Source organism: Streptomyces sp. NPDC048211 (assembly GCF_043202315.1).
Lineage (GTDB): Bacteria > Actinomycetota > Actinomycetes > Streptomycetales > Streptomycetaceae > Streptomyces.
In genome coordinates this window covers 98925-113614 of the sequence record NZ_JBIDAD010000008.1, presented here as the reverse complement: position 1 = coordinate 113614, position 14690 = coordinate 98925, and the positions used below count along the sequence as shown (strand labels likewise).

The window sequence follows — 14690 nt, the reverse complement described above, 5'->3', positions numbered from 1 at the left end:
GATGCTGCTCAACAGCAAGGGCAACAAGCACCGTCGCCCGTCCAAGGCCGTCCGTATCGCCACGCTCGCCGGTGTCGCCGGTGCCGCCATCGCCGTGCCCCTGATGGGTGCGACCGGCGCTTCCGCCGCCTCCGTGTCCACGTGGGACGCCGTCGCCCAGTGCGAGTCCGGTGGCAACTGGTCCATCAACACCGGCAACGGCTACTACGGCGGCCTGCAGTTCTCGCAGTCCAGCTGGGCCGCCGCCGGTGGCACCCAGTACGCGGCCCGCGCCGACCTGGCCACCAAGGCCCAGCAGATCGCCACCGCCGAGAAGCTCCTCGACATGCAGGGTCCGGGCGCCTGGTCCTGCGCCGGTGCCGGCAACCTGAGCAACGACGGTGTCGACCCGGGTGTCGACACCGGCTCCTCCGCCGCCAAGACCGAGACCGCGCCGAAGGCCGAGGCCGCCCCGAAGCAGGCCGAGCCGAAGAAGGCCGAGCGCACCGAGGCCCCCGCCACCAACCGCTCCGAGCGTTCGGCCGCCCCCAAGGCCGAGTCGAAGACCGTCACGACCCCGACCGGCAAGAAGGTCGAGAAGGGTGACGGCGAGTACAAGGTCATCACCGGTGACTCCCTGAGCAAGATCGCCGCCGACCACAAGGTCAAGGGCGGCTGGGAGCAGCTCTTCAAGCTCAACAAGGACATCGTCACGGACGCCGACCTGATCTACCCCGGTCAGCAGCTCCACCTGACGAAGTAGTCGCGATCTCTCCTCGCTGATGACCCCGGCCGCCCCGGCCCGGCGCGCACCCTCCCCCCGTGCGTACCGGTCCGGGGTGCGCCGGTTTCTGCGTTGACCGTTCAACTGTTGTCGTTACTCGTCAGTAAATTTCTGGCCTTTTGCCCCACTGTGCCTGCCCTTGGGTCCTTTTTCGTCCCAGGGGACGGGCGGTCGGCCGGTTGGGGCGGCCGGGCCGGTTAGGCTCTTGTCGCAAGGCCAAAGCGACCCTGCACCACAAGCGTCACATCCCAGAAGGAGATGCCTCGTGCCGTCCATCGACGTCGTCGTAGCCAGGGAAATCCTCGACTCCCGCGGAAACCCCACGGTCGAGGTCGAGGTCGGCCTCGACGACGGCAGCACGGGCCGTGCTGCTGTTCCGTCCGGCGCCTCCACCGGCGCGTTCGAGGCCATTGAGCTTCGCGACGGCGACCCCAACCGCTACCACGGCAAGGGTGTCGAAAAGGCCGTCCTCGCCGTGATCGAGCAGATCGGCCCGGAGCTCGTCGGCTACGACGCGACCGAGCAGCGGCTGATCGACCAGGCGATGTTCGACCTGGACGCCACCGAGAACAAGGGCTCCCTCGGCGCCAACGCCATCCTCGGCGTCTCGCTCGCCGTGGCCCACGCCGCGTCCGAGGCCTCGGACCTGCCGCTGTTCCGCTACCTCGGCGGTCCGAACGCGCACCTGCTGCCCGTCCCGATGATGAACATCCTCAACGGTGGGTCGCACGCCGACTCCAACGTGGACATCCAGGAGTTCATGATCGCCCCGATCGGCGCGGAGTCCTTCTCCGAGGCCCTGCGCTGGGGCGCCGAGGTCTACCACACGCTGAAGAAGGTCCTGAAGACCAAGGGCCTGTCCACCGGTCTCGGTGACGAGGGCGGCTTCGCGCCGAACCTGGAGTCGAACCGCGCCGCCCTGGACCTCATCGTCGAGGCCATCAAGGAAGCCGGCTACGCCCCGGGCAAGGACATCGCGCTCGCGCTCGACGTCGCCGCGTCCGAGTTCTACAAGGACGGCAAGTACGAGTTCGAGGGCAAGTCCCGCTCGGCCGCCGAGATGACCGAGTACTACGAGGAGCTCGTCTCCGCGTACCCGCTGGTCTCCATCGAGGACCCGCTGTACGAGGACGACTGGGCCGGCTGGAAGGTCATCACCGACAAGATCGGCGCCAAGGTGCAGATCGTCGGCGACGACCTCTTCGTCACCAACCCGGAGCGTCTGGCCCGTGGCATCGAGGAGGGCTCGGCCAACGCCCTGCTCGTCAAGGTCAACCAGATCGGTTCGCTGACCGAGACCCTGGACGCCGTCGAGCTGGCCCAGCGCAACGGCTTCAAGTGCATGATGTCGCACCGCTCCGGCGAGACCGAGGACGTCACCATCGCGGACCTCGCGGTCGCCGTGAACTGCGGCCAGATCAAGACCGGCGCCCCGGCCCGCTCGGACCGTGTCGCCAAGTACAACCAGCTGCTGCGCATCGAGGAGATCCTCGACGACGCCGCGGTGTACGCGGGCCGCTCGGCGTTCCCGCGCTTCAAGGGCTGACACCGGCCCGACGAAGCCCGGCCGGGTCAAGTGCCCCGGCCTCCGTCCGTCCCCGCACTCGGTCCCGTACCGTGTGCGGGGACGGACGTGCGTAATGGGGAGGCGGAGACATGGCCGCGAAGGACCGGGACCGGTTCTCCACCGCGACCCGGCTGCGGTTGCTCGGCGAGCAGACCGCGGCCCGCGTCTACCGGTCCCAGAACCGCCGTCAGGCCCGCCGTTCCCGGCTCACCGGCCGGGCCGCCTTCCTGGCCCTGATCGTCTGCTCACTGATCGTCGCGCTCGCGTATCCGATGCGGCAGTACGTGTCGCAGCGTGACGAGATCGCCGACCAGGAGCGGCTGGCTCAGGAGGCCGAGACCCGTACCGAGGAGCTGCGCGACGAGAAGGCGCGGCTCCAGGACGACGCGTACATCAAGCGGCTGGCCCGTGAGCACCTGCACTACCTTCTTCCCGGGGAGACCGGCTACACCGTGGTCGACCCCGACGCGGTCAAGGAGCGCAACGGGAAGCCGGAGGAGTCCGACCGGCCGTGGCACTCCAACCTGTGGGACGGCGTCGACAGCGCCGACCGCGGCTGAGCCGCATCCCTTCATTCCCGTACATCTGCAGAACCGCAGTTCGAGCAGTCCGATCAGAACCCCTAGGCAGGCATGGAAACGCCCCCTCCCCAGACCGAGTCCACCGCGCCCACCGACGCGGACATCGCCGCGTTCCAGCAGCAGCTGGGGCGCCCGCCGCGGGGGCTGCGCGCGATCGCGCACCGATGCCCGTGCGGCAACCCGGACGTGGTCGAGACACAGCCCCGGCTGGAGGACGGTACGCCGTTCCCCACGACGTTCTATCTGACGTGCCCGCGTGCGGCCTCCGCGATCGGCACGCTGGAGGCGAACGGGGTCATGAAGGAGATGACCGAGCGCCTCGGTACGGACCCCGAGCTGGCCGCGGCCTACCGGGCGGCGCACGAGGACTACATCGCGCGGCGTGACGCCATCGAGGTGCTGGAGGGCTTCCCGAGCGCGGGCGGCATGCCGGACCGGGTGAAGTGCCTGCACGTGCTCGTCGGGCACTCGCTGGCCGCCGGGCCGGGGGTGAACCCGCTCGGGGACGAGGCGATCGCGATGCTGCCGGAGTGGTGGCGCAAGGGGCCGTGTGTGTCGCCCTGCGGCGAGGCGGCCCCGGACGAGGGCTGAGGGTTTCGGCCGGGGCCCCGCCCCGGACCCCGCTCCTCAACGGCGGGAGGGGCTTCGACTGCCGCCGGAGGGGCTTGTTCTGCTGGAGAGGCTGAAGACATGACACGCGTGGCCGCCATCGACTGCGGTACCAACTCCATTCGTCTGCTGGTCGCCGACGCCGATCCCGCCACCGGGGAGCTCGTCGAGCTCGACCGGCGGATGGAGATCGTCCGGCTGGGGCAGGGCGTCGACCGGACGGGACGGCTCGCCCCCGAGGCGCTGGAGCGGACCTTCGCCGCCTGCCGGCGGTACGCGGCGGTGATCAAGGAGCTCGGCGCCGAGAAGGTACGTTTCGTCGCCACCTCCGCCTCTCGTGACGCGGAGAACCGGGACGACTTCGTCCGTGGCGTGCTGGACATCCTGGGCGTCGAGCCCGAGGTGATCACCGGCGACCAGGAGGCCGAGTTCTCGTTCGACGGGGCCACCAAGGAGCTCGTCGGGCGCGACGACCTCGCCAGGCCCTACCTCGTCGTGGACATCGGCGGCGGTTCCACCGAGTTCGTCGTCGGTGACGACCGGGTGCGGGCAGCCCGGTCCGTGGACATCGGCTGCGTCCGCATGACCGAGCGCCACCTGACGCGGGACGGTGTCGTCGCCGACCCGCCCGGGGCGGCCGCGATCGACGCGATCCGGGCCGACGTGGACGCCGCTCTGGACCTTGCCGAGGAGACCGTCCCGATCGCCTCCGCGGCCACGCTCGTGGGCCTCGCCGGTACGGTCACCACGGTGGCCGCCATCGCCCTGGGGCTCCGGGAGTACGACTCCGAGGCGATCCACCACTCCAGGATCTCCCTGGAGCAGGTCCGGGAGATCACCGGGCGGCTCCTCGCCTCCACCCATGCCGAGCGAGCGGCGATCGGCGCGATGCACCCGGGCCGGGTCGATGTGATCACTTCGGGCGCGCTGATCCTGCTGGCCGTGATGGAGCGGACGGGCGCGCGCGAGGTCGTCGTCAGCGAACACGACATTCTCGACGGCATCGCCTTCTACGCGGCCCGCTGAGGGCCGTCCCGCAGTCGGCCTCGAACACCGCTCATCGGCACTCCGGCCTGCACTTTTGAGCCGTTCGGAACCCCTCTGCGGGCCCCTTCGGAGACACGGCGCGACGAAGTTCGTGAACTTCTTCACAAGGAATTCGGCCCCCTGGGGCGGACTTCTGCTCCGAACGGGCCTGCGGGAGGGTGTGCGGGGTCCTCCGCGCCGCATACGGGACGGTTCCGGATGCGTTGCGGGCGTGTGAATCGGAGGGGTGGTTCACTCCGCTCGGCGGCTCAAGGGCCAGCTCACAAGCGGTGAACAACGTTCGCCAGGGTGCCGTGGTTCCCCTGTCGGCTCATGACCTGGGTCACGTGGGCGGCGAAGTGTAGCAGAGGGTGGGGCATACCTTGTGAAGGGGCTCACGAGCGTGCCCCCCGAGTGGGGTGGATACTCGATGGCATGAGCACCACGGAGCGTCCCAGGATCCTCGTAGTAGGCGGTGGGTACGTAGGCCTGTACGCAGCTCGGCGCATTCTGAAGAAGATGCGCTATGGAGAGGCGACCGTCACGGTCGTCGACCCCCGGTCGTACATGACGTACCAGCCCTTCCTCCCCGAAGCTGCTGCCGGCAGCATCTCGCCTCGGCATGTCGTCGTCCCGCTGCGACGCGTGCTGCCCAAGGCTGAGGTTCTCACCGGCCGAGTCACGACCATCGACCAGGACCGCAAGGTCGCCACGGTTGCGCCGCTCGTCGGCGAGGCCTACGAGCTGCCCTTCGACTACCTGGTCATCGCGATGGGCGCCGTCTCCCGTACCTTCCCGATCCCCGGCCTGGCCGAACAGGGCATCGGCATGAAGGGCATCGAGGAGGCCATCGGCCTGCGCAACCACGTCCTTGAGCAGCTGGACAAGGCTGACTCGACGACCGACGAGGACGTCCGCCGCAGGGCGCTGACGTTCGTCTTCGTGGGCGGCGGTTTCGCCGGTGCGGAGACCATCGGCGAGGTCGAGGACATGGCCCGCGACGCGGCGAAGTACTACACGAACGTGAAGCGCGAGGACATGCGCTTCATCCTCGTCGACGCCGCCGACAAGATCCTTCCCGAGGTCGGCCCGAAGCTGGGCACCTGGGGTCGCGAGCACCTGGAGTCCCGCGGTGTCGAGGTCTTCCTCTCGACGTCCATGGACTCCTGCGTCGACGGTCACGTGGTGCTGAAGAACGGCCTGGAGGTCGACTCCAACACCATCGTGTGGACCGCCGGTGTGAAGCCGAACCCGGCACTGGCCCGCTTCGGCCTGCCGCTCGGCCCGCGCGGCCACGTCGACACCACCGAGAAGCTCCAGGTGCAGGGCACCGACTACATCTGGGCCGCGGGCGACAACGCCCAGGTTCCGGACATGATCGGCCGCAAGGCCGGCAACCCGAACGCCTGGTGCCCGCCGAACGCCCAGCACGCGCTGCGTCAGGCCAAGGTCCTCGGCGATAACGTCATCTCCGGGATGCGCGGCTTCCCGCAGGGTGACTACAGCCACGCCAACAAGGGTGCGGTCGCCGGTCTGGGCCTGCACAAGGGCGTCGCGATGATCGTCATGGGCAAGGTGAAGATCAAGCTCAAGGGCCGTCTCGCCTGGTACATGCACCGCGGCTACCACGGCATGGCCATGCCGACCTGGAACCGCAAGATCCGGATCTTCGCCGACTGGACCCTGGCGATGTTCCTCAAGCGCGAGGTCGTCTCGCTCGGCGCCATGGAGACTCCCCGCGAGGAGTTCTACGAGGCCGCCAAGCCGGCGCCGGCACCCGCCGCCGCGAAGCCCGTGGGCGAGAAGGCCAAGGCCTCCTAGTCCCGCACCCGGACGGGAGGGCCCCGGCTCTCCGGTCCGGTCCGCGGATCTCCGTATCCGCGACAGGCAGTCGCACGACGCCCGAAGGGGCCGTCCGCCATCCGTGGTGCGGGCGGCCCCTTCGGCGTATCGGCGCAGGTCGGCGCGGTAGCCGTCGCGGGAGCGCGGGGGCCAGCACCCCGGCGGATGCGTGTGCGGTACAAGTATTTTGCCGTTCCATTGCGCAGTAGCGGGATGGCCCTGCCGCCGGAAACTGTTGTGGGGGGTGTACCTCGCCGCGGCGCCAAGGGTGCCGGGGCGTGGTCCAGGACATGTGTGGGCATGTCTGGGCACGTTGGGAAACACCATCACGGAGGTGTGCGCCATGGCAGACGCCGCATCGCGGCTGACCGCTCTCGCCCAGGAGTTGCTGGGAGAACCCCTACCGGTCCGCATCCGGGCCTGGGACGGCAGCGAATCCGGACCCCCCGGCGCCCCCGTCCTCGTCATCAGGAACCGCCGTGCCCTGCGCCGACTGCTGTGGAAGCCTGGCGAGCTGGGCCTGGCCCGCGCCTGGGTGGCCGGCGAACTCGACATCGAAGGCGATCTGTACGCCGCCCTGGACCTGATGGCCGAACTGATCTGGGAGCGCGGCGGCGAGGCGAAGGGCAGTGTCCACCCGGTCCGCGACCCGAAGCTGCGGGCCGCCGCCAAGGGCCTGGTGCAACTGGCCGGGCCGTGGCCGCCGCCCCCGCCCCCGCCCGAGGAGGTGCGCCGGCGCACCGGCAGCCTCCACACGAAGCGCCGCGACAAGGAGGCCATCAGCCACCACTACGACGTGGGCAATGACTTCTACGCACTGGTCCTCGGCCCGTCCATGGTCTACTCCTGCGCCTACTGGGAGGACGGCGGGAACCTGGAGGACGCCCAGCGCGACAAGCTCGACCTGGTCTGCCGCAAGCTCGCGCTGAAGGAGGACGACCGCCTCCTGGACGTCGGCTGCGGCTGGGGCTCCATGGCCATCCACGCCGCCCGCGAGTACGGCGCCCGCGTCACCGGAGTGACCCTCTCCGTCGAGCAGGCCGCCTTCGCCAGGAAGCGCATCGCCGAGGAGGGCCTGACCGACCGGATCGAGATCCGGGTCCAGGACTACCGGGACGTCAGGGACGGCCCGTACGACGCCATCTCCTCGATCGGCATGGCCGAACACGTCGGCTCGGTCCGCTACCGCGAGTACGCCGACGACCTGTACGCACTCCTCAAGCCCGGCGGGCGGCTCCTCAACCACCAGATCGCCCGCCGCCCGGAGAAGGACGAGTCCGCGTACCACGTGGACGAGTTCATCGACGCCTATGTCTTCCCGGACGGCGAACTGGCCCCGGTGGGCCGGACCGTCGCGACGCTCGAAGAAGCCGGTTTCGAGACGCGCGACGTCGAGTCGCTCCGCGAGCACTACGCCCTGACCCTGCGCCGCTGGGTCGCCAACCTGGAGCGGGACTGGGAGCTCGCGGTGCGGATGACCTCGCCCGGCAGGGCCAGGGTCTGGCGCCTCTACATGGCGGCCTCCGCGCTCTCCTTCGAGCACAACAAGATCGGCGTCAACCAGATTCTCGCGGTCCGCCCGGCCGACGGCGGCGGCGCCCGCATGCCGCTGCGCGCCCGCGACTGGAAGGCCTCGGCGGCCGGCTGATCCAGGACACGGCAGAGGGCCGGCACCCGCCCGGGTACCGGCCCTCCGCCGTGTCTGGCGCGTGCTACTCCGTCTTGATGGCCGTCAGCATGTTCAGCTTCGCGGCGTTGCGGGCCGGCCACAGGGCGGCCAGCACCCCCACCAGACCGGCCAGGAGCAGGAAGAACGCGATCCGGCCCCACGGCACGACCAGGACGTACTGCGGGATCTCGGCCGCCACGGTCCGGCCGATCGCCCAGCCGAGGAACATCCCGAGCCCGATGCCGACCGCCGCGCCGAAGAGCGAGATGACGACGGCCTCCAGCCGGATCATGCGCTTGACCTTGCGCCGGTCCAGGCCGATGGCCCGCAGCATGCCGATCTCCTGCTGACGCTCGAACACCGACATGGCCAGGGTGTTGACGACCCCGAGCACCGCGATGATCAGCGCCATGGCGAGCAGCCCGTACATGATGTTCATCGCGAGGTTGATGCCCCCGCCGAACATGTCACGGATGTCCTTGCGGTCCATGATGCTCATGCCGGGGTTGTCGCCCAGCGCGTCGACCAGCGCCTGCTCGTGGGCCGCGCTCGCGCCGCCTTCCGTCTTCACCCAGATCTCGCGGATGTCCGCACGGCCCTGGTGCGGGGCCACGATGTCGCGGGGGATCAGCACCGGCGAGAGGAACTCGTTGTCCTTGTAGAGGGCGCCGACCTTCAGGCTGCCCTTCTTGTCGTCCTCGTACGTGACGGGGACGCTGTCCCCGGTCTTCCAGCCGTGCGACTTCGCGGTCTTGTCCGATACGGCGATCTCACCCCTGCCCAGGGAGTCCAGGGAGCCCGCGACGGTGTCGACGGTGAGAACCTTCTGCACATCCCCGGGGGTGACACCGGACGCCGAGAGCGAGGTGTCGCCGATGTCCAGCCAGACCGCCTGCTGGGGCGAGAGCGCGGTGACGCCGGCGGCCTTCCCCAGGGCGGTGAGCGCCGACTCGTCGAGCGCGTCGCCGCTGGCCATCGAGACCATGTAGTCGGCCCTGATGTTGTCGGTCGTCATCTTGTCGACCGCCTGGCCGAGGGTGACGCCGAGCACCGAGATGCCGGTGACGAGGGTGAGCCCGATCGCCAGCGCGGAGGCGGTGGCGCCGGTGCGGCGCGGGTTGCGGACCGCGTTCTGCGCGGCCAGCTTGCCGGAGACCCCGAACAGCCGCCGCAGCAGCGGGCGCACCAGGGCGATCACGGGTCGGGAGAGCAGCGGGATCAGGATGATGACGCCGATCAGGGCCAGGAAGGCGCCGCCCGCGAGGAGCATCTGACCGTCGGACCCGGCCTTCGCCGCGCCGGCCACGACGAGGGCGCCGCCGAGCAGGGTGATGAAGCCACCGATCGAGTTGCGCAGGACCAGGGACTTGACCGTGGCCACCGCGTACTGGCTGTTCATCGCCGCGACGGGCGGGATCTTCGCGGCCCGGCGGGCGGGCAGCCAGGCCGCCAGCACGGTGATCAGGACGCCGACGCCGAAGGCGGCGGCGACGGTGAGCGGCGCGACGACCAGCGGCCCGGCCGGGATCTTCCCGCCGATCAGGCTCATCGCGGAGCGCAGTCCGGTGGCGAGCCCGAGGCCCAGGGCGAAGCCGACCACGGAAGCGATCAGGCCGACCACGGCCGCTTCGAGCAGCACCGAACGCTTGACCTGGCGGCGCGAGGCGCCGACGGCGCGCAGGAGCGCCAGCTCCTTGGTGCGCTGGGCGACCAGCATGGTGAAGGTGTTGGCGATCAGGAAGACGCCGACGAAGAGGGCGATGCCCGCGAAGGCGAGCAGCAGCTTGTTGAGGCTGCTCAGGGCGGTCTCGGTCTGATCGGCCTGTTCGTCCGCGCGCACCGTGCCGGTCTTGGCCTCGGCGTCCTTGGGCAGCAGCGGCTCGACGGCGGCCAGCACCTGCTCGTCGGACGTGCCGGGAGAGGCGGCGACGTTGACGTCCCGGAACTCGCCGGGCCGCAGGAACAGCTTCTGGGCGACCGGAGTGTCGAACAGGACCAGGCTGCCGCCGGCGTTGACGGCGCCGTCCTCCGTGGTGAAGACCCCGGACAGGGTGTACTCCTTCACCGGCCCGTTGGTCGCGACCCGTACCTTGTCGCCGACCTCGTACTCGCCCTTCTTCGCGGTGTCCTCGTCCAGGGCGACGCTGCCTGCCGCGGCCGGTCCGGAGCCGTCGGTGAAGGTGTACTGGGCGTCCTTCCCGTCCTTGCCGGGAGCGAAGTTGGAGCCGGTGTTGGACCAGCCGTTGCCGATGAGCCTGCCGTCGGGGTCCGCGACCCCGGCGAAGCCGTCGACCCGGCCGGTGGCGGAGGCCACGCCGTCCAGGGCCTGGATCTTCTTCAGCGTGGCCGCGTCGATGGCGGTGGACTTCGCGTCGCGCTGGTCGGCGTGGGTGGTGACGGCGACGGCGATGTCGTCGTAGCTCTTCGCCGACTGGTTGCGGAAGGCGTTGCCGAGGGTGTCGGTGAAGACCAGGGTGCCGGAGACGAAGGCCACGCCGAGCATCACGGCGAGGACGGTCATCAGCAGCCTGGCCTTGTGCGAGAGCACATTGCGCAGGGCGGTACGGAACATGTCTGTCAGTCCTGGGATGGGAGGGGTTCCGGGTGAGGGGGTTCGGCGAAGGCCCTGGCGGGCCCGGGCTCAGCTGGTGCGGCCCTTGGCGTCGAACGCCTTCATCCGGTCCAGCACCCCGTCCGCGGTGGGGTGCATCATCTGGTCGACGATCGCGCCGTCCGCGAGGAAGATGACCCGGTCCGCGTAGGAGGCGGCGGCCGGGTCGTGGGTCACCATCACCACGGTCTGGCCCAGTTCGCGCACCGAGTTGCGCAGGAAGCCGAGGACCTCGGCGCCGGAGCGCGAGTCCAGGTTTCCGGTGGGCTCGTCGCCGAAGATGATCTCGGGCTGCGAGGCCAGGGCGCGGGCGACGGCGACGCGCTGCTGCTGGCCGCCGGAGAGCTCGGTGGGCCGGTGCTTCAGGCGGTCGGCGAGGCCGACCATGTCGATGACCTTGCGCAGCCAGTCCTGGTCGGGCTTGCGGCCCGCGATGTCCATCGGCAGCGTGATGTTCTCCAGCGCGGTCAGCGTCGGCAGCAGGTTGAACGCCTGGAAGATGAACCCGATCTTGTCCCGGCGCAGCTGGGTGAGCTGCTTGTCCTTGAGGGACCCCAGCTCCGTCTCGCCGATGCGCACCGAGCCGCTGCTGAAGCTGTCGAGGCCGGCCACGCAGTGCATCAGCGTGGACTTGCCGGATCCCGACGGGCCCATGATCGCGGTGAACTCGCCCTGCGGGAAGTCCACGGTGACGCGGTCCAGGGCGGTCACCTTGGTCTCGCCCTCTCCGTAGACCTTGGACAGTTCCGTGGCGCGGGCGGCCACCGCGGTGGCGCGGTGAGCGGTGGACATGGTGGTCACGGGAGACTCCAGGGTCGGGTTCGTACGGGACGGGGGCCCCGTTCCGGCCGGCCCCGCCGGGGGCGGCGGCCGGGGGATGGGCACCGCTCCATCGTCTCCGCCGTTCCGCCGCCGGTCGTCACTCCACGTGCCCGTTCCCGGGGCCCTCTTGAGTCGCACCACAGGGGCTCCGGCGTCCTCCTGCGGTATGACATCGACCCTGAGCGAGGTGGACCCGCGGGGCCCGCACCGCTACCGCGGCGGGGCCGTCGACCCGCGCGGGACCAGGCGGGCGGCCGTGTCCTCGAAGCACGCCGCCGCACCGTCGGTGACCAGGGACAGCAGGGTGCGCGCGGCATGTGCCCCGTACGCGGGGATGTCGCGGCTCAGCGCGGTGAGCGGCGGCCGGACCACGCGCGAGAGCTGGGAGTCGTCCCAGGCGACGAGGGAGAGGTCGGCCGGCACGTCGAGGCCCATCTCCTGGGCGACCGAGAGACCGGCCACGGCCATGATGTCGTTGTCGTAGATGACGGCGGTGGGGCGCTGCGGGGAACTGATCAGCCGCCGGGTGGCATGCGCACCGTCCTGCCCGGAGTAGTCCGTGTGGACGATGACCGGTTCACCGAGGCCGAGTTCGGCGGAGATCGCGCGCTGGGCCCGGTCGCGCAGCTCCGTGTGGGTGAGGCCGGGCATGCCCGCGACCCGGGCGACGGACCGGTGGCCCAGCGCGGTCAGATACGTGAGGGTGTCCCGGAGCGCCGCGTGTTCGTCCGACCATACGGAGGGCAGGTGGCCGGCCGCCGAGGGGTGGCCGATCACCACGGCCGGCAGCCCCATGTCGGCGACGCCGTCGATCCGCGGGTCGGGGCTGCGCAGATCGGCGAGGAACACGCCGTCCACCCGGCCCTCGCCCCACCAGCGGCGGTAGACCTCCAGTTCCTGCGCCGGATCGGTGACGACCTGGAGGAGCAGGGCGCAGCCACGCGGCGAGAGTTCGCTCTCGATGCCGCTGATCAGCTCCATGAAGAACGGCTCCATGCCGAGCAGCCGGGCGGGCCGGCACAGGGCGAGGCCGACCGCGTCGGCCCGGGCGCGGGTGAGGGCGCGGGCCGCGCTGTTGGGACGCCAGCCGATCTCCTGCGCGATCGCCTTGATGGTGGCGCGGGTCGCGGGGGAAACGCCCGGCCGGTCGTTCAGCGCATAGGACACCGCGACCTTGGAAACCCCGGCGCGGCGCGCTATGTCGGCGATCGTGGGGCGGTGTCTGGGCAATGCGACCTCACTTAACCGGTTCGTATTACACGAAACGCCTTAGTCGGCAGTCTCTCGCGTGCGACTCCTCCCCTCGAAGGATGATCGCCCAACTACCCAAGAAAATAAAGGGATGGGAGCGCTCCCGCACCCTTGACATGCCCTCTTGACGGCCTTAGCTTCACGGCACTTACCCGGTTCAGTAACTCCGCTCGGCAATGACGGCGGGGAGAAGGAGGGACGATGGGCACGGGATTCCGTGGACGGACCGCGGCCACGCTCGCCGTGATCGCACTCGCCGCCACCGCGTGCACGGGGGGCGGCTCCTCGGCGGGCGGCTCGGGCGGATCGGGCGGCGGGGGCGGCGGTGCGCTTCCGCGCAACGAGACGCTCTACACCACCGGTACGCAATGGGGGCCGCCGGCCAACTACAACCCGCTGCACAACTGGGACCACGCGACCGGCACCAAGGGGCTGGTCTACGAGACGCTGTTCCACTTCGACCCCAACGCGGGCAAGCTGACGCCCTGGCTGGCGGAGTCGGGCAGCTGGACCGGTGACAAGACGTACGAGATGAAGCTCCGTCCGGGCATCACCTGGTCGGACGGCAAGCCGCTGACCGCCAAGGACGTCGCGTACTCCTACGGGCTCGGCAAGATCGAGGCCTCGTCCTTCCACACCCTGTGGAGCTGGCTGTCGGACGCGAAGGCGGTGGACGCCACGACGGTCCGCTTCACCTTCAAGGAGGCCCGCTACCAGGAGTGGGACTTCACCCTCTACGGGCAGCCGATCGTCCCGGAGCACATCTGGAGCAAGCGCTCGGAGAAGGAGATCCTCGACGGCGTCAACGACAAGCCGGTCGGCACCGGCGCGTACACGCTCAAGAGCCACTCCCAGGACCGGGTCGTCTGGCAGCGGCGTGACGACTGGTGGGGCGTCAAGGCGCTCGACATGAAGCCCGCGCCCCGCTACATCGTCGACGTCTCCAATCCGAGCAACGAGGTCGTCATCGGCCAGCTGGGCCAGGGCCAGCTGGACCTCAGCAACAACTTCCTGCCCGGCGCCTCCTCGCTGATCAAGAGCAAGAAGGTCGTCTCGTACTACGACAAGCCGCCCTACATGCTCTCCGCCAACACGGCCTGGCTGGTGCCCAACACCACGAAGAAGCCGATGAACGACGCGGCCTTCCGCAGGGCGCTCGCCGCCTCGGTCGACACCGGGAAGATCGTCAAGGGGGTGTACGGGGAGCTGGTCAAGCCCGCCAACCCGACCGGTCTGCTCCCTCAGTGGGACAAGTTCGTCGATCAGGGCCTGGTCGCCCAGGAGGGTTTCTCCTTCGACACCGGCAAGGCCAAGCAGATCCTCGCGGACGCCGGGTACAAGGACACCGACGGCGACGGTCTGGTGGAGAACAAGGACGGCTCCAAGCTCAGCCTGAAACTGGCCGTGCCCACCGGCTGGACCGACTGGATGGAGGCGGCCAAGGTCATCGCCTCGTCGGCCAAGGACGCGGGCATCAGCATCACCACCGAGTTCCCCGACGCGAACGCCCTCAACGAGACCCGCGGCAAGGGCAACTTCGATCTCGTCGTCAACAACGAGCGGCAGTTGTCCAACACCCCGTGGACGTACTACGAGTACATGTTCCAGCTGCCCGTCCAGAAGCAGCAGAACACGGTGAACTTCGGCCGGTACGAGAACCCCGAGGCATGGAAGCTCGTCCAGGAGCTCGGCGCGGTGAAGACGGACGACACCGAGGGCATGAAGAAGGTCATCTCCAAGATCCAGAAGATCCAGCTCGAGGAGATGCCCGTCATTCCGCTCTGGTACAACGGCCTCTGGGCCCAGTCCACCGTCGGAAGCTGGACGAACTGGCCGTCGGACGCCGCGGGTGCGCCCAAGTACGCCCCGGCCCTGTGGCGCAACTGGCTGGAGATGGGCGGCTTCGAAGCCCTCACCCAGCTCAAGCCCGCCAAGTGACAGTCCCGTTC

At 69.7% G+C, this 14690-nt stretch carries 11 protein-coding genes; 8 read left to right on the top strand and 3 right to left on the bottom strand.

The genetic code is table 11. From position 1 onward, the window contains the following. Window position 1: 1 nt before the first annotated feature. The 7 genes from ACGFZA_RS27330 to ACGFZA_RS27300 all read left to right on the top strand — a co-directional run bounded on the left by ACGFZA_RS27330 (window position 2) and on the right by ACGFZA_RS27300 (window position 8036). A complete protein-coding gene (locus ACGFZA_RS27330; protein WP_393682506.1) occupies window positions 2–742 on the top strand; it encodes a transglycosylase family protein in 741 nt (246 codons plus the stop codon). A 286-nt stretch (window positions 743–1028) separates the two neighbouring features. Further along, window positions 1029–2309, top strand: coding sequence for a phosphopyruvate hydratase (gene eno, locus ACGFZA_RS27325; protein ID WP_073738482.1), 1281 nt, complete (start codon window positions 1029–1031; stop codon window positions 2307–2309). Window positions 2310–2419: 110 nt separating this feature from the next. Continuing rightward, window positions 2420–2890 carry a septum formation initiator family protein gene (locus ACGFZA_RS27320; protein WP_385285348.1) on the top strand — a complete coding sequence of 157 codons (471 nt, stop codon included), beginning with the start codon at window positions 2420–2422 and terminating at the stop codon, window positions 2888–2890. Window positions 2891–2962: 72 nt separating this feature from the next. Further along, window positions 2963–3502, top strand: coding sequence for a DUF501 domain-containing protein (locus ACGFZA_RS27315; protein ID WP_385285350.1), 540 nt, complete (start codon window positions 2963–2965; stop codon window positions 3500–3502). Between the two features lie 99 nt (window positions 3503–3601). After that, window positions 3602–4546, top strand: a complete 945-nt coding sequence (locus ACGFZA_RS27310) for an exopolyphosphatase (protein ID WP_393682503.1) — start codon at window positions 3602–3604, stop codon at window positions 4544–4546. A gap of 435 nt (window positions 4547–4981) precedes the next feature. Next, entirely contained in the window at window positions 4982–6367 is a 1386-nt protein-coding gene (locus ACGFZA_RS27305) for an NAD(P)/FAD-dependent oxidoreductase (RefSeq protein ID WP_306070337.1), read from the top strand. Between the two features lie 364 nt (window positions 6368–6731). Further along, window positions 6732–8036 (top strand): class I SAM-dependent methyltransferase, encoded by a 1305-nt coding sequence (locus ACGFZA_RS27300; RefSeq protein ID WP_385285354.1) that lies wholly within the window; start codon window positions 6732–6734, stop codon window positions 8034–8036. Window positions 8037–8100: 64 nt separating this feature from the next. On the opposite strand, the gene ACGFZA_RS27295 is transcribed toward ACGFZA_RS27300, so the two are convergent. The 3 genes from ACGFZA_RS27295 to ACGFZA_RS27285 form a co-directional block, all read right to left on the bottom strand. Then, on the bottom strand, window positions 8101–10629 hold the full coding sequence (locus tag ACGFZA_RS27295) for an ABC transporter permease (protein ID WP_393682500.1): 2529 nt from the start codon (window positions 10627–10629) through the stop codon (window positions 8101–8103). Window positions 10630–10698: 69 nt separating this feature from the next. Then, the gene (locus tag ACGFZA_RS27290) at window positions 10699–11469 is read right to left on the bottom strand and encodes an ABC transporter ATP-binding protein (RefSeq protein ID WP_393058586.1); all 771 of its coding nucleotides are present in this window, start codon (window positions 11467–11469) and stop codon (window positions 10699–10701) included. 231 nt (window positions 11470–11700) lie between these two features. Next, entirely contained in the window at window positions 11701–12720 is a 1020-nt protein-coding gene (locus ACGFZA_RS27285; protein ID WP_393682497.1) for a LacI family DNA-binding transcriptional regulator, read from the bottom strand. A gap of 222 nt (window positions 12721–12942) precedes the next feature. On the opposite strand from ACGFZA_RS27285, the gene ACGFZA_RS27280 reads away from it, so the two are divergent. Continuing rightward, window positions 12943–14679, top strand: coding sequence for an ABC transporter substrate-binding protein (locus ACGFZA_RS27280; protein ID WP_385285361.1), 1737 nt, complete (start codon window positions 12943–12945; stop codon window positions 14677–14679). Window positions 14680–14690 lie beyond the last annotated feature (11 nt).

Bases quoted from the DNA above. Each gene is read 5' to 3' on its own strand.
- ACGFZA_RS27330 (WP_393682506.1), top strand. From the start codon at position 2: ATGCTGCTCAACAGCAAGGGCAACAAGCACCGTCGCCCGTCCAAGGCC.
- ACGFZA_RS27320 (WP_385285348.1), top strand. From the start codon at position 2,420: ATGGCCGCGAAGGACCGGGACCGGTTCTCCACCGCGACCCGGCTGCGG.
- ACGFZA_RS27315 (WP_385285350.1), top strand. From the start codon at position 2,963: ATGGAAACGCCCCCTCCCCAGACCGAGTCCACCGCGCCCACCGACGCG.
- ACGFZA_RS27310 (WP_393682503.1), top strand. From the start codon at position 3,602: ATGACACGCGTGGCCGCCATCGACTGCGGTACCAACTCCATTCGTCTG.
- ACGFZA_RS27305 (WP_306070337.1), top strand. From the start codon at position 4,982: ATGAGCACCACGGAGCGTCCCAGGATCCTCGTAGTAGGCGGTGGGTAC.
- ACGFZA_RS27300 (WP_385285354.1), top strand. From the start codon at position 6,732: ATGGCAGACGCCGCATCGCGGCTGACCGCTCTCGCCCAGGAGTTGCTG.
- ACGFZA_RS27295 (WP_393682500.1), bottom strand. From the start codon at position 10,629: ATGTTCCGTACCGCCCTGCGCAATGTGCTCTCGCACAAGGCCAGGCTG.
- ACGFZA_RS27280 (WP_385285361.1), top strand. From the start codon at position 12,943: ATGGGCACGGGATTCCGTGGACGGACCGCGGCCACGCTCGCCGTGATC.